This window comes from Amycolatopsis sp. cmx-11-51, assembly GCF_047608665.1.
GTDB lineage: Bacteria > Actinomycetota > Actinomycetes > Mycobacteriales > Pseudonocardiaceae > Amycolatopsis.
Window position 1 is genome coordinate 1,131,187 of sequence record NZ_JADNQO010000001.1, and the last position, 21,472, is coordinate 1,152,658.

Consider the following 21,472-nt stretch of genomic DNA (forward strand, 5'->3'; position numbering starts at 1 on the left):
CGTTCTCTTCGTGTAGCCATCGTGGGTGCCGGTCCGGCCGGCATCTACGCCGCCGACATCCTCGACAAGTCCGACGCAGACGTGACGATCGACCTGTTCGAGCGTATGCCGGCGCCGTTCGGGCTGATCCGGTACGGCGTCGCGCCCGACCACCCCCGGATCAAGGGCATCGTCACCGCCCTGCACAAGGTGCTCGACAAGCCGAACGTCCGGCTGCTGGGCAACGTCGACTACGGGACCGACCTCAAACTCGACGATCTGCGCCAGTTCTACGACGCGGTGATCTTCTCGACCGGTGCCATGGCCGACCGCGCGCTCGACATCCCCGGCATCGACCTCGACGGCAGTTACGGCGCCGCGGACTTCGTCTCCTGGTACGACGGTCACCCGGACGTCCCGCGCACCTGGCCGCTGAACGCGACCTCGGTCGCCGTTCTCGGTGTCGGGAACGTGGCGCTCGACGTGGCGCGGATTCTCGCGAAGACCGCGGACGAGCTGCTCAGCACCGACATCCCGGACAACGTCTACCAGGGCCTGAAGGCCAGTCCGGTCACCGATGTGCACGTGTTCGGCCGTCGCGGCCCGGCTCAGGCGAAGTTCACGCCGCTGGAACTGCGTGAGCTGGACCACTCGCCGAACGTCGAGGTCGTCGTGTACCCGGAGGACATCGAGTTCGACGAGGGCAGCATCGCCGCGCTGCGGGCGTCGAAGCAGATCGACATGGTCGTGAAGACGCTGCAGGAGTGGGCGATCCGCGACCAGGGCGACCGGCCGAAGCGGCTGCACCTGCACTTCCTGCACTCGCCGTGCGAGGTCGTCGGGGAGGACGGTCGCGTCGTCGGCCTGCGGACCGAACGCACCGAACTGACCGGTGACGGGAACGTGCGCGGCACCGGCGAGTTCCACGACTGGGACGTCCAGGCCGTCTACCGCGCGGTGGGTTACCTGTCGTCGCACCTGCCGGAGATCCCGTTCGACCACAACACCGGGACCGTGCCGAACCAGGCTGGCCGGGTGCTGGACATCGACGAGGACCAGGTGCCGGGCGTCTACGTGACCGGCTGGATCAAACGCGGCCCGGTCGGCCTCATCGGCCACACCAAGGGTGACGCGGCCGAGACGATCGCGAGCCTGCTGGCCGACGCCGACGACCTGGCGGCCCCGGCAGTGGACGATCCCGACGCGATCCTCGGCTTCCTCACCGAGCGCGGCGTTCCCTTCACCACCTGGGAAGGCTGGGGCAAACTCGACGCCCACGAGAAGTCCCTGGGCGTTCCGCACGGCCGGGACCGCGTCAAGGTCGTGGAACGCGACGAAATGACCCAGATCTCGCGCTCTTAACTCACTTACCCAGCCCCCCACCCGTCCCAGGGGGCGGCCCCGAACCCAGTCTATCGGCCGGGGGCGGCGAAAGGGCTGGTCAGTTGGGGTTGTCCACAGCCGGCGACGGTTGTGGACAACTGTCGGGCGCCGTGAAGGCCTCCTTCCGGGACTCCGAGTCCCTCAAGGGGGCCTTCACGGACCAAAAGGATCAGGAACCCAGGTAGGCCAAGACCGCGAGCACCCGCCGGTTCGTGTCGTCCGAAGCGACGATGCCGAGTTTCGCGAAGATGTTCGCGGTGTGCTTCCCCACCGCCCCCTCGCTGAAGTGCAGCCGCCCGGCGATCGCGGCGTTGGAGCAGCCCTCGGCCATCAATTCGAGCACCTCGCGTTCCCGAGGGGTCAGCGCGGAGAGAGGGTCGGAGGCGTTGCCCGCCACCAGTTTCGCGATCACCTCGGGGTCCATCGCGGTCCCGCCGCCCGCCACGCGCCGCACCGCGTCGATGAACTGGTCGGCGTTGAAGACCCGGTCCTTCAGCAGGTAGCCGATCGCGCCGGCGCCGTCGGCCAGCAGTTCCCGGGCGTAGAGCTGCTCGACGTGTTGCGACAGCACGAGAATCGGCAATCCGGGGAGGTCACGCCGCACCGCCAGCGAGACCTGCAGGCCCTCGTCGGTGTTCGTCGGCGGCATCCGGACGTCGACCACCGAGACGTCCGGCCGGTGTTCGCGCAACGCCCGTTCCAGTTCCGGCCCGGTCCCGACGGCCTCGACGACGTCGAAACCGTGCGCGGTCAGCAGATGTGTCAGTCCGTCCCGGAGGAGGTACTGGTCCTCTGCGACGACACATCGGGGTCGAGCTGACACGGGATCTCCATGGTCGCCTTCGTCGGCCCGCCGGGCGGGCTGGTCAAGGCAAAAGTACCGTCGAACGTGCCCAGCCTGCGTTCGATCCCCCGAATCCCGCTGCCCCGGGCCGCGTTCGCACCGCCCTTTCCGTCGTCGGTCACCTCGATCCGCAGCAGACCGTCGTCGTAACCCAGCTCGATCGACACTCGCCGCGCCTCACCGTGCTTCGCCGCGTTGCCCAACAACTCGCTGACCGCGAAGTAGGCGCACGCTTCCGCGGGCTGTTCGAGCCGCGGCACCACACCATTCACCGAGGCCCGCAGCGGACTGTCCAGAGCCATCGCCCGCACTGCGTCACCGAGACCGCGTTCGGACAACACCGGCGGGTGAATCCCCCGCACCAGCAGCCTCAGCTCGGTCAACGTCTCCGACGACGTATGCCGCAGGTCGGCGGCCAGCCGTTTCGCCGCGGCCGGATCACTGTCGATCAGGGCTTCAACGGCCCCCAGCTTCATCCCCATCGCGACCAGGCGGGACTGGACCCCGTCGTGCAGATCCCGTTCGATCCGCCGCAGTTCGGCGGCCTGCGCGACCGACGCGTCCGTCCGCGTCTGCTTCAGCCGCTCGACACGCTGCTCCAGCCGCGACGCCTCCGTCGGTCCCAGCAGCAGCTTCGCGAAGCGCGCTCCCAGCCGAGCGAGCCACGGTGTCGCGACCAGCCCGGCGACGAAGGCCGCGACGGCGACCGGAGTCAGCGCGAGCGCCTGCCCATGGCTGGTCGCCTCGGGCAGGCCGATCATCGAGAACCAGTGCGTGGTCGACCATCCGGTGTTCGTCCACTGGGCGATCGGACGCCATACCCACAACGCCAAGACACCCTGGAATCCGAAGAACACCAAGGCCGCCGTCGGCAGCGCCATCAGCAGCAGCACCACGGAGTTGACCAGCGCGGCCGCCAGGTCACGCCAGGTCGCCCGATCCCGCATCGCCCAGCGCCAGCGCGCCAGCCGCGCCGGCCACCACGGCGTGTCGTACAACTGCCGTCCGTGCTGGTACATCCCGTCCGCCCGCGGCACGGGGAACGACGGTTCCGGCAGGTAGGGGCGGTCGATCCGCACCCCGGTCCAGTTCTTGGCTTCGCGGCGCAGGGTGTCGGTCACCGTCCGGCCGGCGACGACCAGCGTCGGGAACAGCGGCGCCGGGCCGATCAGCACGAGCAGTGTCGGAACCGCCATCCCGAGCTGCGCGGCCGAAAGCCCGAACAGCCCCAGCTGGAACCCGAGCGCCTTGAGGTGCCGTTTGAGCCAGCCCTCGCCGCCACGACGCTCACGCGGTCCGAGCCACCAGCGGGTCCACTTGCCGTACAGCCGGAGCGCGGGCGGTCCGGTCAGCAGAACCGCGGGCACGAGCAGCAGACCCGCGAAGGGGTTCCACAGCTGCCAGCCGAGATCGCGCCCGGTCGCCGGGTCGTCGGAGATCCACTCGAACCGTTTGGTCCATTTGATGAACCACGACCGCTTGAACAGGCTGTTCCCTTCGCGGTACCAGCCATCGCGCTCACGTTCCGGCTCGGGCGGAGCGGGCCGGTAAGGCGACTCGACGTCGATACCGCACCAGCGCCCGGCCAGCCGCCGGGTGAGGACGGCGCGCGGCCGTGCCCCCTCCAGCGCCAGCGTGTACGCGAAGACCAGACCCGCGCAGAGCAGGCAGAACCCCACCAGCACGAGCAGGAGGTCCAGCCAGCTCACCAGGGCCAGGCCGGTGAGCGCGAGGCCGCGGCGCACCGAGGTGAGGTACTTGCGAATCATGCGAGAAGTCTCGCCCACCGCCCTCACCCGGCGCAGTGACCACAGGTCCCCGGTTGGGGTGGGCCCAGCCCCACCCCAACCGGGCTTCTAGCCCCATTCAGAAGAAAAGCGTTGCACCATAACGTTTTTCGCATGCCACTCATCGAAGTCAGCAACCTCCGCAAGACGTACGGAGAGCACGTCGCGGTCGACGACGTTTCGTTCCACGTGGAACAGGGCGAGATCTTCGGAATCCTCGGGACCAACGGCGCGGGCAAGACCACCACCGTCGAATGCCTCCAGGGACTGCGAACGCCGGACTCCGGCAGCATGTCGGTCCTGGGGCTCGACCCCGGCAAGGACCACAACTTCCTCCGGCAGCGCCTCGGCTCACAGCTTCAGGAGAGCAGCCTGCCGGACAAGATCAAGGTCCACGAGGCACTCGACCTCTACGCGTCCTTCTACGCGAACCCCGCCGACACCGGCGACCTGCTTACGAAACTGGGTCTCACCGAGCAGCGGAACAAGTACTTCGGCAAGCTTTCCGGCGGGCAGAAGCAGCGCGTCTCGATCGCGCTCGCGCTGGTCGGCCGCCCCGAGGTCGCCGTCCTCGACGAGCTGACCACCGGACTGGACCCGCACGCGCGCCGCGACACCTGGAAGCTCGTCGAGACCGTGCGCGACAGCGGGGTCACCGTCCTGCTCGTCACGCACTTCATGGACGAGGCCGAACGCCTCTGCGACCGCCTCGCGATCTTCGACGCCGGACGCGTGGTCGCCACCGGCACTCCCGGCGAGCTCCGCGACCGCGCCGGTAAAACCACCTTGGACGACGCCTTCGTGACCCTGACCGGCCGCGACTGATCCCGGAGACGAGAAATGAACACGCTCACCAAGATCACCATCACCGAAACGAAACTCGCCCTGCGCTCACCGGGCTTCGTCATCTCCGGGCTCGTGCTGCCGACGGCCATCACGGCCGTGCTCGGGGTGATCCCCGGCATTCGCGCGGAGAGCGAAACAACTACGGGGATGCGCTTCCTCGACGCCTGGGTACCGTCGATGATCGTGCTCACCATCGCCATGATGGGCCTGCAGTCGATCCCCGGGATCATCGCGTCCTACCGCGAACAGGGCATCCTCCGCCGCTTCGCCACCACCCCGGTACACCCGGCCCAACTCCTGGTGGCGCAGCTGATCATCAACGTCGCCGTGACGATCGGCGGGGTCGGCATACTCCTCGTGGCGGCCGGCGTCGTCTTCGACGTCCCCAGCCCGCGCGACCCGCTCGGCTTCCTGCTCGCGTTCGTCCTCGGCACGGCCGCGATCTTCGGCCTCGGCCTGATCGCCGCGTCGGTCGCCAAGACCAGCCGCGCCGCGGGAGGGATCGCGATGATCGCCTATTTCCCGATCATGTTCCTCGGCGGCGTCTGGCTGCCGCGTCCGTTGCTCCCGGAGGTCATCCAGAACATCGGCGCGTACATCCCGCCGGGCGTCAAAGCCCTCGAAGACGCCTGGACCGGCACCGGTGCCCAGCCGCTGCAACTCGCCGTTCTGGCGGTTTTCGCGGTGGGCAGTTGTGCAGTGGCGGCGAAGCTCTTTCGCTGGGAGTGACGGCGGCTTCCGCCAAAGTGGTGATGATGATCGTTTTCTCTTGTGGCGCGGGCCGCGGGTGGGTAGTCAGGGAGACGGCCAACGTTCACCTTGGAGGTTCGATGTCTTTGGATGTATCGCCCGCGCTGCTTGAGAAGGCCGAGCGCGGGGAGGTCTCCGACGCCGAATTCGTCGCCTGTGTCCGGGAATCCCTGCCCTACGCCTGGACCGTGATCACCGGTGTCATCGCGGAGGCCGACGGCGCGCCCGACGGGTTCGCCGACAACGAGACGCCGCCGCCGAGCGAGGCCGAACGCGGTCAGCTGCTGCGGGCGCTGGCCTCGGACGCCATCCGGGGCGGGCTGGAACGGCACTTCGGCGTGAAGCTGGCGTTCCAGAACTGCCACCGGATCGCCGTGTTCAAGAAGTCCCATGTGGACAGTGACCGCTACCGCGCGTTCGTCTCGCCACGCGGCCAGCTGCTGAACCAGAGCCCGGAACTGCGCGACTGCTAGCCGGTTCGCAGCGCGGGTAGCACTTCGGCGCCGATCCGCGCGATGTTCTCGAGCGTTCCCTCCGGCGTACCGGACGCTTCCACCATCATGATCACGTGGGAGATCCCGGTACGCCGGATGCTCGTCCCCAGCCTGTCGACGCAGTACCCCACTCCGCCGATCGGGTGCCTTTCGCACAGCTTGTCGGTGTAGGAGACCGGATCCTTGTCCAGCCCCCGCTTGCCGTTCAGGGAGACGTGCCCGGCGAACCCCTCCTTCAGGGAACCCGGCAACGCCGACCGCACGACGTCCAGCGCGTCGTCCCCCACCTGGCACATCACCGTCGAGACGTGTTCGGCGGCCGAATCCCCATATGCGGCAAGGGTTTCGATCTTGGCGTCGGCGTCGGCGTGCAGGCCGAGCAGCATCGGCAGCCGACGGTCGGCAGCCAGCCGGACGGCACGCGATCCGGCGTCACCACAGGCCACGACCAGGCGCGGAGCCCGCTGGGGCCGCGGCACCATCGGGACCTCACGGAACTCGAAGTGGTCGCCATCGGCCGAGACGGTCTTCGAAGTCATCGCCGCGAGCAGCAGATCGAGGCTCTCCTCGAACCCCGTTTCGTAGCGGGACGCCCCGGTGCCGAACACCTCGAGGTCCTGCCACGGCCCGCCCCGGCCGACGCCGATCCGCAGCCGTCCGCCGGAAACCGCGTCGAGCAGCGACCATTGTTCGGCGAGCGCCACCGGATGCGCGATCGACAGCACGCTCACCGCGGTGCCGACCGCGATCCGTTCGGTGCGGCCGAGCACGTGCGCGGCGAGCGTGATCGCGGACGGGCACACGCCGTACGGCATGAAGTGGTGCTCGGCGAACCAGACGTCGTCGAATCCGGCCCGTTCGGCGGCGACGGCGGCGTCGACCGACCTGCGCAGGACGTCGGCGTCCTCCTGTCCGGGAAACCGCCCGGAAACGAGGAAGACACCAAAACGCACGCCTACTGGACGCTCACTTCGTTGAACCACAGCCGCGGTTCCAGCCACGGGAAGACGACGAACATCAGCAGGGCGACGATCCCCAGCGCCAGCACGACCGACGTCATCAGCTTCACCGCGAAGGGGCCCGGCAGCTTGCGCCAGATCCAGCCGTACATCAGCGCGCCTCCGAGAGCTTGGGCAGGAGTTCGGCGTAGGAGCCGACCTGGTTCTTCGGCACCTGCTGGGCCAGCACCGCGTGGATGATGAGCCGCTCGCGCGCCGAGAACTTCGGGTGACACGTCGTCAGCGTAAGCAGGGAGGCCTGCTCGGCCTTGGGCAAGATCTCCGGGTCCTTGTACGGCACCGGGTTCACCGTGTCGCCCTTGGTCGGGAACACGATGCGGCGGCCGTTGGTCTCGCCGTAGGCGCCGCCGTCGACGGCGTTCGGGTCACGCAGCGTCCCGACGTTCTTGCATTTCGGGTCGGCGCCCTTGCCCGTGGCCCAGCCCTCGACCTCGTCCTTGTAGGGCAGCACCTTGTAGATGTAGAAGTCGGTCTGCGTCTCGATGATGATCTGCTCGCACGAGCTGACGTTGTCGAGGTCGTTGAACGGCGCGCCCTTGCCGACGCGGTGGCCGGCGATCGCGAAGTTGCCTGGCTCGCCCGGGAGCGCGGTGCCCTTGTAGTGGCCGGGGCCGACTTCGAGCGCGGCCTCGGTGGTGCCTTCCTGGATGGTGAAGTTGAAGTCGGCGCCGAACACCGGGATGTGGATCCTGGCGAACGCCTTCCCGTCGACGAGGTCCGGATGCAGCTGCCGGTCCTTCGACCAGTCGCCGTCCAGTTCCGAACTCGCCTCGGACTGCTTGCCCGCGGAGAAGAGGTCGGTCACGTAGACCTCGTAGACCATGAACAGCAGCACCACCAGCCCCGCGGTGATGAGGAGTTCCCCGACGGTCCGGATGGCGACGCCGCCCTTGCCCAGTTCCGCCGGGGGGCGTTCTTCGGTCGCGGTACCGCCGCCGACCGGTTCGAAGATGACGGTCTCCTCGGTCGACCCCGGCGGCGGCGCGGGACGACGGCGCGGTGGTGGCCCATGCATCCGGCGTCGCGGCGGTGGCCCGTCCGGCGACCTGCCTTCTTGCGGCCTTCGGCGGGGCGAAGGCGTCTCTCCCTGGCCACGACGCGGCCCGGCCGCGTCCTCCGGCCTACGCCGGGGCACTGGACGGCCCTCGCCGGGTGGGCGTTCGGAGTACCGCCGTCGGTCCCCGCCCGGCTCTTCCCGCTCAGCCACGCAAGCTCCTCAGTCTCGAACCAAGCCGCAGTGTCGAACCAGCACAGTGTCGAACCGTGTGTGACACCATTGTCACAGTGCGGGAAATCGACCGGTCCCGGACGGTGCCCAGCGGCGCCTGTTTACGTTAACGTGTGCACGTGGCGCTGGTTGCGCACCCGAAAGCGGGTCATCGCCACCAGGGAAGCCGAACAGTACGCGAGGAACACGATGCCGAAGTCCAAGGTCCGCAAGAAGACGGCGTACACCCCGCCGACCGATCGCCGCACGCCGGTGAAGGTCAAGGCCGCGGGCCCGTCGAACCTGTTCTACAAGATCGTGATGTTCGGTCTCATGTTGGTCGGCCTGTTGTGGCTGGTCGTCAACTACATCGCGGGTGACAAGATCCCCTTCATGGCGGATCTGGGCAACACGAACTTCGCGATCGGCTTCGTGCTGATGATCGCCGGGTTGCTTATGACGATGCGGTGGCGGTGAGCATTACCCCGGTTGGCGGCTTGACGCCGAATTACACCGGTGTGACTCATCCCCAGTGTGGATAACCCCTGTGGATAACTACCCCACCTCGTGGGCACCGCAGCAGAACGTTGTGGTAGTGGCTTGGGCGATCACCCTGTTCTTGCTGGCAGGTGTGGTGTGGCTGGCCATCGGGGGTGACGTCGGCGGCACCGTGCTGACGGGGATCTCGGTGCTCTCCGTCGGCGCACTCGCGCTGCATGGCACCCTGCTCCGTCCCCGGCTGGCCGCCGGTCCCGACGGGATTCTGGCCAGGACCGCCGGTGGCGCGTACCAGTACTCCTGGGCCGAAGCCCGGCTCCGGCTGCGCACGACGCGCCGTTTCGGCCGGGACAGTCTGACCCTCGAGGTCGAATCCGGCGAACATCTGCTGGTGTTCGGCCGGATCGACCTCGGCGAGGACCCCAGGGACGTCATGGACGTCCTCACCGCCCTCAAGGGTCAGGCGTTGTCGTAGTAGTGGACGTCGCCGTTCGGGCCGTGTGACCAGCCCGCGACCGCGGGCGACGCGTACTCCCCGAAGATCTCGTACGACAAGGCTGGCGAGCAGATCGGCGGTGACCTCCCAGCCACTGGCCGCGCCCGGCCTCGTCGTGCTGACGGTCTGCGTCGCCACCGACGAAGTGACGCCGGGAAGCAGAGTCTTCGCGACGACGGGGGCGAACAGCACCCCCCTAAAAGTACCCAGTCACGTTACTTCTCCCCACGTGGGGGAAGCGGAGCTACTACCGGTAGCAGATGTAGACGGACTGGCCCTGGTATGGCGTGAACTGGCAGTACGCGGCGGAAACCGTCTGCGCGTCCTTCCAGACGATGAGCCCGATGATCGCCACGACGACGATCGCGATGCCGACGATCTGCCAGCGGAGCCGGTTCTTTTCCGGGGCGTACAGCAGGGCGAAGGTCGCCAAGAGACCGGCGGCGAAACCACCCGCGTGGGCGAGGATCGAGATGTTCGGCACCTGGAAGGTGATGAACACGTTCAGGCCGAGGATGATCAGCAACCAGGTCGGGTTGAGCCTGAGTTTGATGACGATGACCGTGTACGCGCCGATGAGCCCGAAGATGGCGCCGGACGCGCCCACCACGGGGAAGGCGTCGAGGCCCGAGAACACCAGGCACGCGGCCGAGCCGCCGAGCATCGACACGAAGTAGAGCGCGGTGAACGGGAGCCGTCCGAGCGCGAGCTCCAGCGGGCGGCCCACGAACCAGAGCGAGAAGGCGTTGCTCGCGATGTGCAGCACGCCGAAGTGCAGGAATCCCGAGGTGAAGATCCGCCACCACTCGTTGCCCGCGAGTGTCGGCGCGTTGTCCAGGTTGCCGAGCTGGAAGAACTCCGAGATGTTGTTGTTCGAGATGCTGCCGGACAGCGCGACCGTGATGAAGAAGATGACGACGTTGAGCGCCAGGAGGGCCGGCGTCACGAGAGCCGTCCGAGGCGGCTGAGCGCCGGCGAGGGTGGTCGCGCCGTAGCCGGCGTCACGATACTGCTTCTGCTGGACGCGGTCCTGCTGGCGGCCTGCCTGCACGCAGTCGGTGCACTGGAAGCCCACGGACGCTTCACGCAGGCAGTCCGGGCAGGCTGGACGCTCGCAGCGCGAACAGCTCAGCCCGGTCCGCCGGTTCGGGTGCCACCAGCAACCAGGCATGGCGGCCTGCTGGTACTGGGGATTCGGTGGTTGGCTCACGATGCCACCAACCTACCGAAATCCCCCGTAGCCGGCTTTGTGATCAGCGTTGTCAGCCTTCGCGGGTGATGCTGACCTTCTCGATGACGATGTCCTGCAGCGGACGGTCGGCCGGACCGGTCGCCGTGCGCCCGATCGCGTCGACGACGTCGCGGGATGCCTGGTCCGCGACCTCGCCGAAGATCGTGTGCTTGAAGTTCAGGTGCGTCGTCGGGGCGACGGTGATGAAGAACTGTGAGCCGTTGGTGCCGGGTCCGGCGTTGGCCATGGCCAGCAGGTACGGCTTGGAGAACTGGAGCTCCGGGTGGAACTCGTCGCCGAACTTGTAGCCGGGGCCGCCGCGGCCGGTGCCGGTCGGGTCGCCGCCCTGGAGCATGAAGCCGTCGATGACGCGGTGGAAGATCGACCCGTCGTAGAACGGGCCCGAGTTCGTGCCCTGCGCGTTGGGCTGGGTGTACTCCTTGCCGCCCTCCGCCAGCCCGACGAAGTTCGCGACCGTTTTCGGCGCGTGGTCGGGGAACAGGTTCAGGTGGATGTCACCCTGATTGGTGTGCAGAGTGGCCTTCGATGCGCCACCGATGAGGGATCCCTTGCTTTCAGTCACGAGCGTCATCGTGCCATCTGCGGCAAGATCTGGGGGAAAGGGGCACGATAGGTTACGAGCAACGAAGCAGAATCAAAACGATTGATGAGGTGAAGGCCATGACCCGGACCGCAGATTCGGTGAGCGAGTCGGCGAAGGCCGGCGCGCTCGGCCTGCGTAAACGTGCGGTTGAGGCGGGTAAGGAAGCCACCGCCCACGCCGTCGAGGTAGCCGAGCAGAAGCTCTCCGAGAGCGCCGGTGAGATCGCTAAGACCAGCCGTCGCGCGCGCAAGAAGCTCGCGAAGAAGACGGAACTGACCCGCAAGGAGCTCAAGCGGAGCTCGAAGGCGGCTCGTAAGGAGGCGTTGGCCAGAATTTCCGAGATGCGGAAGCCGGGCCGTAAGGCACGTAAGGCCGCGATCCTGGCCGCGAAGTCCACCGGTGAGTCCAAGCGCCGGGGCAAGAAGGACTTCAAGGCCGCGAAGAAGGACTTCAGGGCCGCGCTCGTGGAAGCGAAGTCCGCTGCCAAGGGGACGCGTAAGCGTCGCCGCTGGCCGTGGGTCATCGGTATCGCGGTGGTCGGCGGCGGTGCCGCCTACGCCCTGCGTTCCAAGCAGGAGCCGCCGGTGGCGCCTGCTCCGCCGAAGGCACCGCCCGCTCCCCCCGTGAAGCCCGCCGCTCCGGCCGGGGCCGGGGCCGCGGCCGCGCCGAAGCCCGATCCCGCGAAGCCTGCCGCTTCCGGTCCGGCTCCGGCTCCGGTGAAGCCCGCGACACCGAAGTCCGGTACCCCGAAGAACGGGCACCAGGCTTCAACCAGCTCCGCCGACAAGAAGAACTGACGCCTACCCCTCGTCCCCTACTTGTCGCACGGGCCGTCCAGTGACCCACAAGGCCACTGGACGGCCCTCTCACGTCCAAAGCGACCCAAGCCCGAAGATCAACGCACCCCACAACAGCACCGGCGGACCCCCCGTCTCGCCGAAGCGCGCCAGCGCGACGGCGAGACTTCACCGGTCGCGCGCCCTCTTTCGGGCCGAAGGCCCACGTAAACGCGATGAAGGGGCGCCTCTCCGCCCCACGTGAGTGGGAAGCGGATCGACGCCCCTTCGGCGCGTTTACGTCAGCGCGCGATTAAACAGACGCAGCAGCGTGCTTGTCGATCAGCTGGCCGAGGCGGGGAAGGGCCTCCTCGACGTTCTTCTTGCCGTTCGGGCGCAGCTTGCCGTAGACCTTCTTGATGCTGTCGCGGCTGCTCTTGTCGGCGCGCGCGTCGGTGACCGACAGGAGCGCGTCGGCGGCCTCGTCGCTGCGGCTGACCAGGTAGGCACCGAAGTCGTTGCCGCCCTTGGCCTTGTAGTCGCCGTAGAACGGCTCGAGGGCGCCGGTGAAGTCGTCGAGCAGCGCGTCGACGGCGGAGGGGATGATGCCCGGCTTGATCTTCTTGACGGCGGCGAAGCCGGTCTTCACGACGGCACCCGAAACGCCGCCCTTGTCCGAAACCTCGGCGTCGACGAGACCTTCGAAGTCGCTCACGACCGCCGGGCGGCGGGTGGAGTCGAGCAAGATTTCCTTGAGGGTGTCAGCCACGAAACCTGTCCTTTTGTCTTATGGGGAGAAATGATCTTTTGTGCCGCCGAGCCACACCGCGAGGCGGCCTCCGCCGGATCTGGCATTGCGCTGGGTCCCGCGAACCCTCGCGCGTGCGGCACAGGGTAGTACAAGATCAACTTCACTCTGACGTGTGGATACCACTACCTAGAGCTGCAGCTCACCGATAGCCTCCTTCGCCACCGTACGTGCTTTGATGCTCTGCTTCTGGTTGGTGGTCACGACTACCGCGTTCCCACCTTTCGCGACGGCGTAAACGGCGCCGTCACCGGACGGCTGGTAGCCGCCTTTCCAGCCCGCCGGTTCGTCGGCGGGGTTGGAGGTGTCGATGGGTGCCGCCTGGTCGACCAAAGCCTTGGCGACGGCGGGTTCTCCGACGTAGACGCGCACGGTGAGCTGCAGTTTCCCGCTGAGCGCGTAGAAGAAACAGGTCGGCTGCGGCTGGTCGGCCGACGTCTTGACCTTGGAGACCTTCTGCCCGTTGGCATCCGAAACGAACTCGGTGCCCAGATACGGGCACGGGCCCTTGCCGGTGGGTTCCGGCGGCGGCGGGATCTGGGGCGCCGGGGTGCTCGACGGCGCGGTCGGGTTCGCCGCGGGCGGCGGCTGTTCCGTCGGCCCGCAGGCCGCGAGGAGCGGCACCACGAGCGGCAAGATCAGAAGACGTCGCATAGTGGCGTCCAGTGAAGCAGATCGGTTCACCGCGTCGCCGCATCCATCCGCCCTGTTCGTGCGACGATGGCGGTGCGTAGCGGTCTTCAGGAGGCATCAGTGCTCACCAAGGAGCAGTACCTGGGTGCGGTGGCGGAACGTATCCAGCGCAGCGGTGGCAGGCTGAACACGGTCCAGATCGGCCCGAGCGCGGCCGTGGTGGGTCTGTACACCGAATCCGTGATGCTGTCGACGATGAACTATTGCGTGGTCGCCGCGGCGATCCCGGAGGTGACCGCGCCCGCGTTGTACGACTTCACCGGGCTGGCGACGCAGCACGCGCGTGCGAACGTGTGGGGCACGGTGGGCTGGACGGCGGCTTCGGTGGTCATCGCCTGCCTGATCGGGGACCGGGTGTACCCGGACGCCGCGCAGGCCGCGTCGGCGAAGTCCGGCAATCAGTTCGGCGGCGAGACGCGCATGGTGGCCGTCGACGTTTCGGCGGCGCAGATGTACGCGTTCGTCGGCGGGAAGCTGTGGGGCGCGGCGGTGCAGGGTTCGGTCAACGCGAAGCTGACCTTCTGTTTCCCGCAACCGGCCGAGGTCTACCAGCAGGTGCAGTGGCAGCAGTCGCAGGGCCAGCAGCCGCCGATGCCGCCCGGACCGCCGATGCCGCCGCCCGGCTGGCAGCCGCAGCAGCCGCCGCCTCCCCACCAGTACCCGCCGGTCGGGCCGCCGCCCGCGCAGGGCGTGCCGCCCGGTCAGCATCCGCCGCACTATCCGCCGCCCGCGCCCGGTTATCCGCAGCACGGCCAGCGCCCGCCGGGGTACTGACCGGTGACCGGCTCGTTGCGCGGCTGGCAGTCGTTCCCCGAAGAGCTGCCGGAGTTCGACCCCGGGAGCACACCGGGCACGCCGAGCGAACTGTTCCTGGAATGGCTCGACGAGGCCGGGGAACACGTCCTCGCGCCGCACGCCGTCACTCTGTCCACAGTGGACACTGATGGAGTGCCGGACGCGCGGGTCGTGATCCTCAAGGCCGTCGACGGTGGCACCTGGGCGGTCGCGACGAGTTCCGAAAGCCCGAAAGGCGTTCAGCTGGCGAAGAATCCGTACGCCGCACTGACGTTCTTCTGGCCGGGACGCGGCCGTCAGGTCCGGTTGCGGGGCCCGGTCTCGCCTGCCGACCCCGAGGTTTCCGCGGCCGATTTCACCGCCCGGCCGCCGGCGTCCCGGGTGGAGGTGTTCGTCGGCAGGCAGTCCCAGGTCCTCGAAGACCCGGGCGATCTCGACCGCGCTGCCGAGGAAGCGCGCCGGTGGGTCGAAGACAATCCCGGCGTGGCACCGGAAACCTGGACCCGCTATCTGGTGACGCCGTCCGAAGTGGAGTTCTGGCAGGCCAGCCACGACCGGCGGCACAAGCGCCTCCGCTATCGGCGTGAGAACGAGACCTGGCGCAAAGAACACCTCTGGCCGTAAACGGCAATCGGGAACGACGACGGTGAACGACACTTGGTCCCCATCGACGAAGCCGGAGCCTGACCGGTCAAGCTCTGAGATCGGCGACTCGCGACGCCCGGCTCTTCGGCGAATCCAGACTGAAGCTCCGGGCGTCGCCCAGCTGGTCGCGGACGAATTCCTCGGTCTCCACGACCGTCTTACGCAGTGCGGCGTCTTCGTCCCCGAAGACCTTGTAGACGATCTTGTTCGTCTCGGTGTCGAACTCCCACAAGCCGGCGAAGCGGCCTCGGTCGACGATCAGGTGGCTCGGTGGATCCGCCTGCCCGCCCAGCGTCTCCCCCGCGCGGCCACCGGGCACCGGGCGTCCGACATCGGCGTCATCGAGCAACCGTGACATCTCGCGGTGCAGCAGGTGGATGCCGTCGATCCCGGCGAGAAGCGCGTACGACGGCTCCGACGGCACGGTGAAGGCGTCGAAGTCGTCCGCGAGGTACTTGGGCATCAGCAGATCGGTGCCGTCGAGCGGCACGAGTTCCAGCGATGCCACGGCCTTCTTGGCGTTCGCCGCGGTGAAACCGGAGAACCAGCGGAAATGCTTGAGCGACGCCGGTGCCGCCCACGAGAAGTACCGCCGGGCCAGTTCGGTCTGCGCGGTGTCCATATCGGACAGTCCACCGCGCGGGGACGGCGTCCAGCGGACGTAGCCGTAGCGCTGCTGGTCCAGCCGTCCGTTGGCCGGGACCCGGCGGATGTCGCCGCGGACCTGGAGCAGGCCGAGCGCGAGCGGCAACGTCGTGGTGGTGCCGCGTTTGCGACCCGCCTCACCGAGGTTGCGGACCGCGGGCCCGGCGGCGGCCTTGATCGCGGCCGAGTCGAGCGGTCCGGCCGACGCGTCGAGCAGGTCGGCGACGGTGACGCACAACTGCTCGATCTCGGCCTGTGTGACGCCGAGGTACTTCTCCGCGGCCGCGATTTCACCCGCCGGTGCGCCGGCGCCGACGGTCAAGCCGAGTTCGAAGTCCGCCGCGGGCAGAACGTAGGCGCAGCCGCGAGCCGAGGGCAGTTCGTGGATGGCGAGCCGGGCGACGTCCGCGTCGACCGTCTCGCGGTCCAGACGGGCTCTGGCGAACAGCCCGAGGTAGGGCGCCGAACCGCCCACGGAACGCATCCAGCCGGTCCGCTCCAGCACGCCCGCCGCCGGGGCGCCGTGCAACGATCCGTCGAGACCTTGCCGATGTGCCCACCACGCGCGCAGCTTTTCGGTCGCCATGTCTCCACGGTATGGGCATTCGGTGGCGTACCGCAGCCCGGCACGCTCGGGTGATGCGCAGGCGGTTCTCGGAAGGTTCCCCCATCGCGTCGGCGGTGCCTGCGGCGCGTCCAGCTCGAGAACTTGCACCAGGACCTGCTCGCGATCGCACAGGGACGCGCTTCACGCATCTCGGCCGGTTTTCCGGCTTTGCCGCCAGACCTACGGCAAACTGCCTTTCGGAGACGGCACGATTGACCGCCTGAAGGAGTCTGATGCTGGTCGAACTGGCCATCGGCGACGCGTACGGAGGCTCCTTCGAGCACGCGTACCCGAGTTTCGTCGCCGAGCACAACACGCTGGCCGGATACGTGCCGCATCCCGGCCAGCTCGGCGTCCCGGCCGGCCGCTACACCGACGACACGCAGATGACGATCGCGATCGCCGAACTGCTCGTCTCGGGTCGCCGGTGGACGCCGCCGCTGCTCGCCGAGCAGTTCGTGCTCGTCTACCACCGCGATCCGCACGACGGTTACGCGCCACGCTTCCATCAGCTGCTCAGCGAGGTCCAAGACGGCGAAGAGCTGCTGCGACGGCTCCAGCCGCAGAGCGACAAGAGCGGCGCGGCCATGCGGGCCGGGCCGATCGGGGTCCTGCCGACCGTCGACGACGTCCTCTACCACGCGAAACTGCAGGCCAGGATCACGCACGACACCCCGGCCGGGATCGCCGCGGCCCAGGCGGCGGCGCTCGCCGTCCACTACTGCCACCATCGGCTCGGCCCGCTGGCCGAGGTCGCGCGGTGGATCGACGGGGTGCTTCCCGAGGACGTCGGGCACGGCGGCTGGGCGCGGCCGTGGTCAGGCAAGATCGGGCCACAGGGCTGGATGAGCGTCCGCGCCGCGCTGACCGTACTCGCCGATGGCGGTGGTCTCGCCCGGATGCTCCACACCTGCGTCGCGTTCACCGGCGACGTCGACACCGCCGCGACCATCGCGCTGGCCGCCGCGTCGCGTTCCCCCGAGGTCGCTCAGGATCTCCCACCGGTGTTGTGGCGGGACCTGGAGAACGGCGAGTTCGGCCGTGACTACCTGGCGGAACTCGACGAGCGGTTGCTGCACATCTGACGTAGTCGAGATCCACAGAAGGCGGACGCGCCCGTGGGCTTGCTTCGGCAGACTGGGCCGGTGAAGTGGCTGATCCGGGGCGGAGCCGCGGCCGGCTGGCTCGCGGTGAGCGCGGTGCTCGTCGTCGGCACGGCGAACCTCGAACCCGATCACGGGGAACGTCCGATCGACGCGCTCGGGTTCACCGTCGTCGCGGTCGCCTGTCTCGCGCTCGCCGCTGTCTGGCGACGGCGGCTGGGACGGAAGCGTTTGCGCTCCTGCTCTACCTGGGCATCGGCTATCCGGACGGTCCCGTCCTCTTAGCCGGTCTCGTGCCGCTGTGCGCCCTCGGAACCCTGCGCCCGCGACGGCTCGCGTACGCCTTCGCGGGTGGAATGGCGACGATCGTCGTGGGCGCGAACTTGTCGACAGGTGGGGCGGGCGTCATCGATCTGGTCTTCGTCGGTTGGGCGGGTGGCGTTCACCGGTTCGACCCCCGCGATTGTGGTCGACGAACCGTTTCTCGCGGTCGACGACATCGCATGGGGTTGGTCCAGGTCACAGAACTCTCGCGGCCGCCCATTCGGTTCGGTTCCGCTGTGAATTCGTTGTCGGATTGCGAAGGACCGTTCAAGAGCGCGTACCGACAGCAAAACGGCCTGGCTGGAGGAAATCCTCGGCCAGGCCGTTTGTGTGTGGAGCTGAGGGGAATCGAACCCCTGACCCCCGCCTTGCAAAGGCGGTGCTCTACCAATTGAGCTACAGCCCCGAGTCGCGAGCGGTCACAGAATAACCGCCCGCGGAAAGCTCAGTTGTTGCGGGACGCGTCCGCGGCCTTGGCCGGGGTGCTTCCGTTCGTGGAGACGGCGCCGAGCGGGCGCTCGGTCGGCGCGGTGGCCTCACGCCAGAGGTCGGCCTCGGCCTTGGCGGCCTTGTTGCGCTTGATCACGAACAGCACGCCGCCCGCGATGACCGCGAGCGCCAACAGCTTCTTCATCAGAAGCCCCCTCTTTCCGCCGAGTTGCTCCGCTTGCCCACCGATGCTACTGCACGCCGATCCCCGGACGCCTGGCGCCCGACGTTCCACGTGGAAACACGCGATGGCAGAAGCCCTGCCGGGAAGAGAGTCCGGCAGGGCTCCACAGGTGGAACGCCAAGGCGCCCGCGACCCTTCCCCGTTTCGCGTGAGCTTGCCCACGCAGCAGAAAAGCCGACTCGCGATGATCGCGAACCGGCTTTCGGAGTGGGCCCACCAGGACTTGAACCTGGGACCTCTTCGTTATCAGGCCAAGATCACCCTCTGTTGACCTTGGAAGCCGTGTCCCACCTGCGGATCGAACGTCCGCCAACGTCCGTAGAGATCCAGTGATCGCCACGCCGATTGTCGCCCAGTTCGTCGCTCAACTCAGCATGACGCTCAGTGCCGACGCCCTACCCCCGCGAGTCCGCCTGCCTTCAAGGCGGCAGCTCGCTCCTCCAGCTCACTTATCTGGCGGCTCTGGTCGATAGTCCTGGTCGTCAAGCCGATGATCTGCAAGCAGCCCCCGAGACCCCAGAAGAGCGTGGCGAGGGGAACACCAGCACCCACTAACCTCATAGGCCACAGAGACTGAATCCATGGCCATGAAAGCGCAGCTACGATGCTTACGGCGCACGAAACCGCACAGACTGCGATAACCCACCGATAAGGGCGCATCAACCCCTTGATCCCACGTGGCGTCCGACCCACGATCTTTCCGAACGCTGGCGTGATGACGACAATCAGCACGGAAACAGCCGTAAGAACGAGTGCCACCAGCGCACCCGCAACAGCAGAGATCCCGAGCAGAACAGTCTGTGTCGTGGCAGCAGCCGTGACACTGAAGACGACCGGCAGGCTACACAGCAGGCCGAGCGGAACGCCGACGTAGAAGTCAGGCGACAGCACGACCGCGCCCATGGCGGAAGATCGCCAAGGACGCTTGTGATGCGGTTGCGTAGCCGCCTGGATAGTTACCACATTATTCAGTGTCGACGTTCTCCGTCTGGATTGCTACCGCTGAAGCATCTTCATTCTCACTTGCTACAGCATCCGCAAGGCTAGCCTGCCCAACTTCACCCGTTGCGGGGTCCGCCGGAGCCTCAACAACCGTCTCGACTGTTGCGATCTCAGTGCTGTAGATCGACTCGGTCCCGCTCGACGTAGTTCCGGTCAGACGGGCTTCCCCATACTTGTGCTCATCGACGTGTCGAAGCGTCTGCTCCACGAAGGGGCTCGCAAGATCAAGACCACCAGCAGCCTGAAGTTCGAGCCGCCCGACCTCGGCCCGTGCTTGCTCGATAAGAGCTTCCAAGTCGGGAGCATCCTGATAGTGCGGGTTGGGCTGCCGGATGTTGAACCGGATCCGGGTCACGCGGTCAACCGACTGAGTCCACTCGCGTAGCGACATCCGGGAAGCCAACAAGGACTCCACGTGCCAACGCGAGTCACCTTCGCTCAACATCATTGCGATCGCGTTAGACACAGAGCCTATGACGATCTCCGGTGGCCTCGCTTGAAACGCTAGGACCAGATTGGTCGTGTTGATGGCAAACGGAGTCACGTTGCCGAGCCGAAAGGTCACCCCAATGAAGTCCCTCTCCTCTTCGTCATAGAACTCGAAGACGCTGGGATTGCGCTCGTAGCCGATCCGGCCGTGGAGCACGTCGCCGTGCAGCTCGGTGTAACCGACGATCCAGGTGCGTCGATACCTCTCGATCCTTGCGCCAGGCACGATCCGAGACGTGATCACCTGCGCTGGCGTCGCGTCGAAGCGCTCCTGAAGCGGCGGCTCAAGAAGAAATCTTGCAACCTTTCCTGTGTGCAGACGGTGCGTAACCACGTCGGGACGCTACAACACGTAAGGGTTATTACTCAGCCGTTCGGGCTGACCTTGCCAAGCCGTTCACTCGTTTGCCAGCGTCCGTAATCGTCCTGCGACCCAATGCCTGCTCAGATCTTGATGTTCGCCCAGCGAGCGAATCCGGCGAGAGTCTCTGACCTCCGACGGTCCTGCTCGGCGAGCGTGATCACGGTTTCCCGGACATGCGGGTGGTAGCGGGTCTGCTGAGGCGAGACCTGGCGAGCGATCTGGAGCGCCTGGAGCGAACGGGCGCGGTCTCCGTGGAGCTGGAAGCCGCGGGCAAGGTCGATCCAGTGGTGACCGACCCGCTCACCTGGGGTTGTCGGACTAATCTGCATCTCCGACGCGCGCTTTACGGCTTCCGTGCCGTCGCGCCGTTCGACGGCCAGGCCGACAGACCAGATCGCGACGTTGTCACGATCGAACGCCAGGCGGCAGTAGTCAGACCCTGGTGTGACATGGGCAGCGAGCTGACGAGCTTCGCCAAGGTGGTTTTCGCTGGTGTCGGTGTCCCCAGCACGGGCAGCGGCAAGACCAGACTTAAGATGGAGCGCGCCGTACAGCGCGTGTGCTGCCTCCTCACCGCCGCGTAGCTGGCCGTCGAGCTGGGCGCGAGCATGCTCAAGGTAGGTAAGCGCTCCGCGCCACTCGGCCGAGTTGATCAGCTCGCCAGCGCGGTAGAACGCTCCGGCCGCCATGGCGAGCGGATCGCCGGATTTCTCTGCGGCCCACTCGAAACGCTCGGTCGTCAAGGAAGACAAGTCGACGTAGCCGAGCTTGTAGGCAACTTGCCCAGCGGCCGCGTATGCCTCTGCGAGCAAACCGAACGTACGTTCCTGCTCGCGGCCGTTACTGATGTAGGTCTTCGCGCGAAGCTCGGCGAGCAGACCAGGAACCTCAACGCCCAGTTCGTCCAGAACCACGCTGTGCCGCAATTTGGAAACGTGCTGCACCGACTGCTCAAGTTCGAGCATCGACCTAGGGACTACGTCCTCAGGCGGCAGCAAGTACGACGCGATCTCACGCCGTAGAGCAGGAATGACCGAGTGGACGCGGTGTGAGTCACGGTCCTGGATCGGGTAAGGCTGCTCAGTGAGGTCAGTGTGCGCGATGCCGAGCGCTTGCGCGGCCGCTGCTGTGAATCCAGCGCTTGCAGGCGTCTTGCCCTGCTCTACCTGCTTGACCAGGCTCAGGCTCACATGAGCACGCTGCGCAAGTTGATCCTGTGTGATGCCCGCAAGCTTTCGTGCAGCCCGGACGCGGCGTCCGATGCCGTCGCGCGGCAAGTCGTCGATGCTCATAGCGGGTTCGCTCCCGTGTACGGGGGTGATCGGTCTACTCCTACGGTACGACCTGCTACGCGCTGTTGTCCTTTTCTTGTTCCTTCAGTTGTCCCATCGCTCATAGCTTCGATGTCGT

24 protein-coding genes and 1 tRNA gene are annotated in these 21,472 nt (G+C 67.2%); 11 read left to right on the forward strand and 14 right to left on the reverse strand.

The window, feature by feature from the left end; all coding sequences use genetic code 11:
* Positions 1-21: 21 nt before the first annotated feature.
* Entirely contained in the window at positions 22-1,341 is a 1,320-nt protein-coding gene (locus tag ACM6LU_RS05710) for an FAD-dependent oxidoreductase (RefSeq protein WP_414937097.1), read from the forward strand.
* 190 nt (positions 1,342-1,531) lie between these two features.
* Here the strand turns inward: ACM6LU_RS05710 and ACM6LU_RS05715 are convergent, their stop codons facing one another.
* Positions 1,532-2,185: a response regulator gene (locus ACM6LU_RS05715; RefSeq protein WP_414936483.1), complete on the reverse strand. Its 654-nt coding sequence runs from the start codon at positions 2,183-2,185 to the stop codon at positions 1,532-1,534.
* Positions 2,125-3,975, reverse strand: coding sequence for a sensor histidine kinase (locus ACM6LU_RS05720; RefSeq protein ID WP_414936484.1), 1,851 nt, complete (start codon positions 3,973-3,975; stop codon positions 2,125-2,127). Before ACM6LU_RS05720 ends, ACM6LU_RS05715 begins: the two co-directional genes overlap by 61 nt.
* 132 nt (positions 3,976-4,107) lie before the next feature.
* Here ACM6LU_RS05720 and ACM6LU_RS05725 point away from each other — a divergent pair, with 132 nt between their 5' ends.
* The 3 genes from ACM6LU_RS05725 to ACM6LU_RS05735 all read left to right on the forward strand — a co-directional run bounded on the left by ACM6LU_RS05725 (position 4,108) and on the right by ACM6LU_RS05735 (position 6,062).
* The gene (locus ACM6LU_RS05725; RefSeq protein WP_414936485.1) at positions 4,108-4,818 is read left to right on the forward strand and encodes an ABC transporter ATP-binding protein; all 711 of its coding nucleotides are present in this window, start codon (positions 4,108-4,110) and stop codon (positions 4,816-4,818) included.
* A 15-nt stretch (positions 4,819-4,833) separates the two neighbouring features.
* Entirely contained in the window at positions 4,834-5,568 is a 735-nt protein-coding gene (locus tag ACM6LU_RS05730) for an ABC transporter permease (RefSeq protein WP_414936486.1), read from the forward strand.
* Positions 5,569-5,669: 101 nt separating this feature from the next.
* Positions 5,670-6,062 carry an SCO5389 family protein gene (locus ACM6LU_RS05735; protein WP_414936487.1) on the forward strand — a complete coding sequence of 131 codons (393 nt, stop codon included), beginning with the start codon at positions 5,670-5,672 and terminating at the stop codon, positions 6,060-6,062.
* On the opposite strand, the gene ACM6LU_RS05740 is transcribed toward ACM6LU_RS05735, so the two are convergent.
* From ACM6LU_RS05740 to ACM6LU_RS05750, 3 genes are read right to left on the reverse strand one after another with little or no spacing between them, the layout of a single operon-like run.
* On the reverse strand, positions 6,059-7,036 hold the full coding sequence (locus ACM6LU_RS05740; protein ID WP_414936488.1) for an LLM class flavin-dependent oxidoreductase: 978 nt from the start codon (positions 7,034-7,036) through the stop codon (positions 6,059-6,061). The genes ACM6LU_RS05735 and ACM6LU_RS05740 overlap by 4 nt on opposite strands.
* 2 nt (positions 7,037-7,038) lie before the next feature.
* Positions 7,039-7,194 (reverse strand): hypothetical protein, encoded by a 156-nt coding sequence (locus tag ACM6LU_RS05745; protein WP_409489491.1) that lies wholly within the window; start codon positions 7,192-7,194, stop codon positions 7,039-7,041.
* Entirely contained in the window at positions 7,194-8,117 is a 924-nt protein-coding gene (locus tag ACM6LU_RS05750) for a class E sortase (RefSeq protein WP_414937098.1), read from the reverse strand. Before ACM6LU_RS05750 ends, ACM6LU_RS05745 begins: the two co-directional genes overlap by 1 nt.
* A gap of 402 nt (positions 8,118-8,519) precedes the next feature.
* On the opposite strand from ACM6LU_RS05750, the gene crgA reads away from it, so the two are divergent.
* Together crgA and ACM6LU_RS05760 are read left to right on the forward strand one after the other, a co-directional pair.
* Complete coding sequence (gene crgA, locus ACM6LU_RS05755; protein WP_037308756.1) at positions 8,520-8,786, forward strand: cell division protein CrgA; 267 nt, start codon at positions 8,520-8,522, stop codon at positions 8,784-8,786.
* A gap of 118 nt (positions 8,787-8,904) precedes the next feature.
* Positions 8,905-9,282: a PH domain-containing protein gene (locus ACM6LU_RS05760; protein WP_414937099.1), complete on the forward strand. Its 378-nt coding sequence runs from the start codon at positions 8,905-8,907 to the stop codon at positions 9,280-9,282.
* A gap of 268 nt (positions 9,283-9,550) precedes the next feature.
* Here ACM6LU_RS05760 and ACM6LU_RS05765 read toward each other — a convergent pair whose 3' ends face one another.
* Complete coding sequence (locus ACM6LU_RS05765; RefSeq protein ID WP_414936489.1) at positions 9,551-10,513, reverse strand: rhomboid family intramembrane serine protease; 963 nt, start codon at positions 10,511-10,513, stop codon at positions 9,551-9,553.
* Between the two features lie 52 nt (positions 10,514-10,565).
* A complete protein-coding gene (locus ACM6LU_RS05770; protein WP_414936490.1) occupies positions 10,566-11,126 on the reverse strand; it encodes a peptidylprolyl isomerase in 561 nt (186 codons plus the stop codon).
* Positions 11,127-11,215: 89 nt separating this feature from the next.
* On the opposite strand from ACM6LU_RS05770, the gene ACM6LU_RS05775 reads away from it, so the two are divergent.
* The gene (locus tag ACM6LU_RS05775; RefSeq protein WP_414936491.1) at positions 11,216-11,935 is read left to right on the forward strand and encodes a hypothetical protein; all 720 of its coding nucleotides are present in this window, start codon (positions 11,216-11,218) and stop codon (positions 11,933-11,935) included.
* Positions 11,936-12,227: 292 nt separating this feature from the next.
* Here ACM6LU_RS05775 and ACM6LU_RS05780 read toward each other — a convergent pair whose 3' ends face one another.
* Positions 12,228-12,683 carry a DUF6918 family protein gene (locus ACM6LU_RS05780; RefSeq protein WP_414936492.1) on the reverse strand — a complete coding sequence of 152 codons (456 nt, stop codon included), beginning with the start codon at positions 12,681-12,683 and terminating at the stop codon, positions 12,228-12,230.
* Between the two features lie 168 nt (positions 12,684-12,851).
* On the reverse strand, positions 12,852-13,376 hold the full coding sequence (locus ACM6LU_RS05785; RefSeq protein WP_414936493.1) for a DUF2020 domain-containing protein: 525 nt from the start codon (positions 13,374-13,376) through the stop codon (positions 12,852-12,854).
* A 99-nt stretch (positions 13,377-13,475) separates the two neighbouring features.
* On the opposite strand from ACM6LU_RS05785, the gene ACM6LU_RS05790 reads away from it, so the two are divergent.
* Positions 13,476-14,189, forward strand: a complete 714-nt coding sequence (locus ACM6LU_RS05790) for a hypothetical protein (RefSeq protein ID WP_414936494.1) — start codon at positions 13,476-13,478, stop codon at positions 14,187-14,189.
* A gap of 3 nt (positions 14,190-14,192) precedes the next feature.
* Positions 14,193-14,834, forward strand: coding sequence for a pyridoxal 5'-phosphate synthase (locus tag ACM6LU_RS05795; RefSeq protein WP_414936495.1), 642 nt, complete (start codon positions 14,193-14,195; stop codon positions 14,832-14,834).
* Between the two features lie 67 nt (positions 14,835-14,901).
* Here ACM6LU_RS05795 and ACM6LU_RS05800 read toward each other — a convergent pair whose 3' ends face one another.
* Complete coding sequence (locus ACM6LU_RS05800; protein WP_414936496.1) at positions 14,902-16,086, reverse strand: DNA glycosylase AlkZ-like family protein; 1,185 nt, start codon at positions 16,084-16,086, stop codon at positions 14,902-14,904.
* 254 nt (positions 16,087-16,340) lie between these two features.
* Here ACM6LU_RS05800 and ACM6LU_RS05805 point away from each other — a divergent pair, with 254 nt between their 5' ends.
* Together ACM6LU_RS05805 and ACM6LU_RS05810 are read left to right on the forward strand one after the other, a co-directional pair.
* Entirely contained in the window at positions 16,341-17,192 is an 852-nt protein-coding gene (locus tag ACM6LU_RS05805; protein WP_414936497.1) for an ADP-ribosylglycohydrolase family protein, read from the forward strand.
* A gap of 60 nt (positions 17,193-17,252) precedes the next feature.
* Complete coding sequence (locus ACM6LU_RS05810) at positions 17,253-17,495, forward strand: hypothetical protein (protein ID WP_414936498.1); 243 nt, start codon at positions 17,253-17,255, stop codon at positions 17,493-17,495.
* Positions 17,496-17,867: 372 nt separating this feature from the next.
* Here the strand turns inward: ACM6LU_RS05810 and ACM6LU_RS05815 are convergent.
* The 4 genes from ACM6LU_RS05815 to ACM6LU_RS05830 form a co-directional block, all read right to left on the reverse strand.
* A tRNA-Ala gene (locus tag ACM6LU_RS05815) sits at positions 17,868-17,940 on the reverse strand.
* A gap of 39 nt (positions 17,941-17,979) precedes the next feature.
* Complete coding sequence (locus ACM6LU_RS05820) at positions 17,980-18,168, reverse strand: DLW-39 family protein (RefSeq protein WP_414936499.1); 189 nt, start codon at positions 18,166-18,168, stop codon at positions 17,980-17,982.
* Between the two features lie 1,003 nt (positions 18,169-19,171).
* Entirely contained in the window at positions 19,172-20,032 is an 861-nt protein-coding gene (locus ACM6LU_RS05825; RefSeq protein ID WP_414936500.1) for a hypothetical protein, read from the reverse strand.
* A 110-nt stretch (positions 20,033-20,142) separates the two neighbouring features.
* On the reverse strand, positions 20,143-21,354 hold the full coding sequence (locus ACM6LU_RS05830) for a helix-turn-helix domain-containing protein (RefSeq protein WP_414936501.1): 1,212 nt from the start codon (positions 21,352-21,354) through the stop codon (positions 20,143-20,145).
* Between the last annotated feature and the right edge of the window lie 118 nt (positions 21,355-21,472).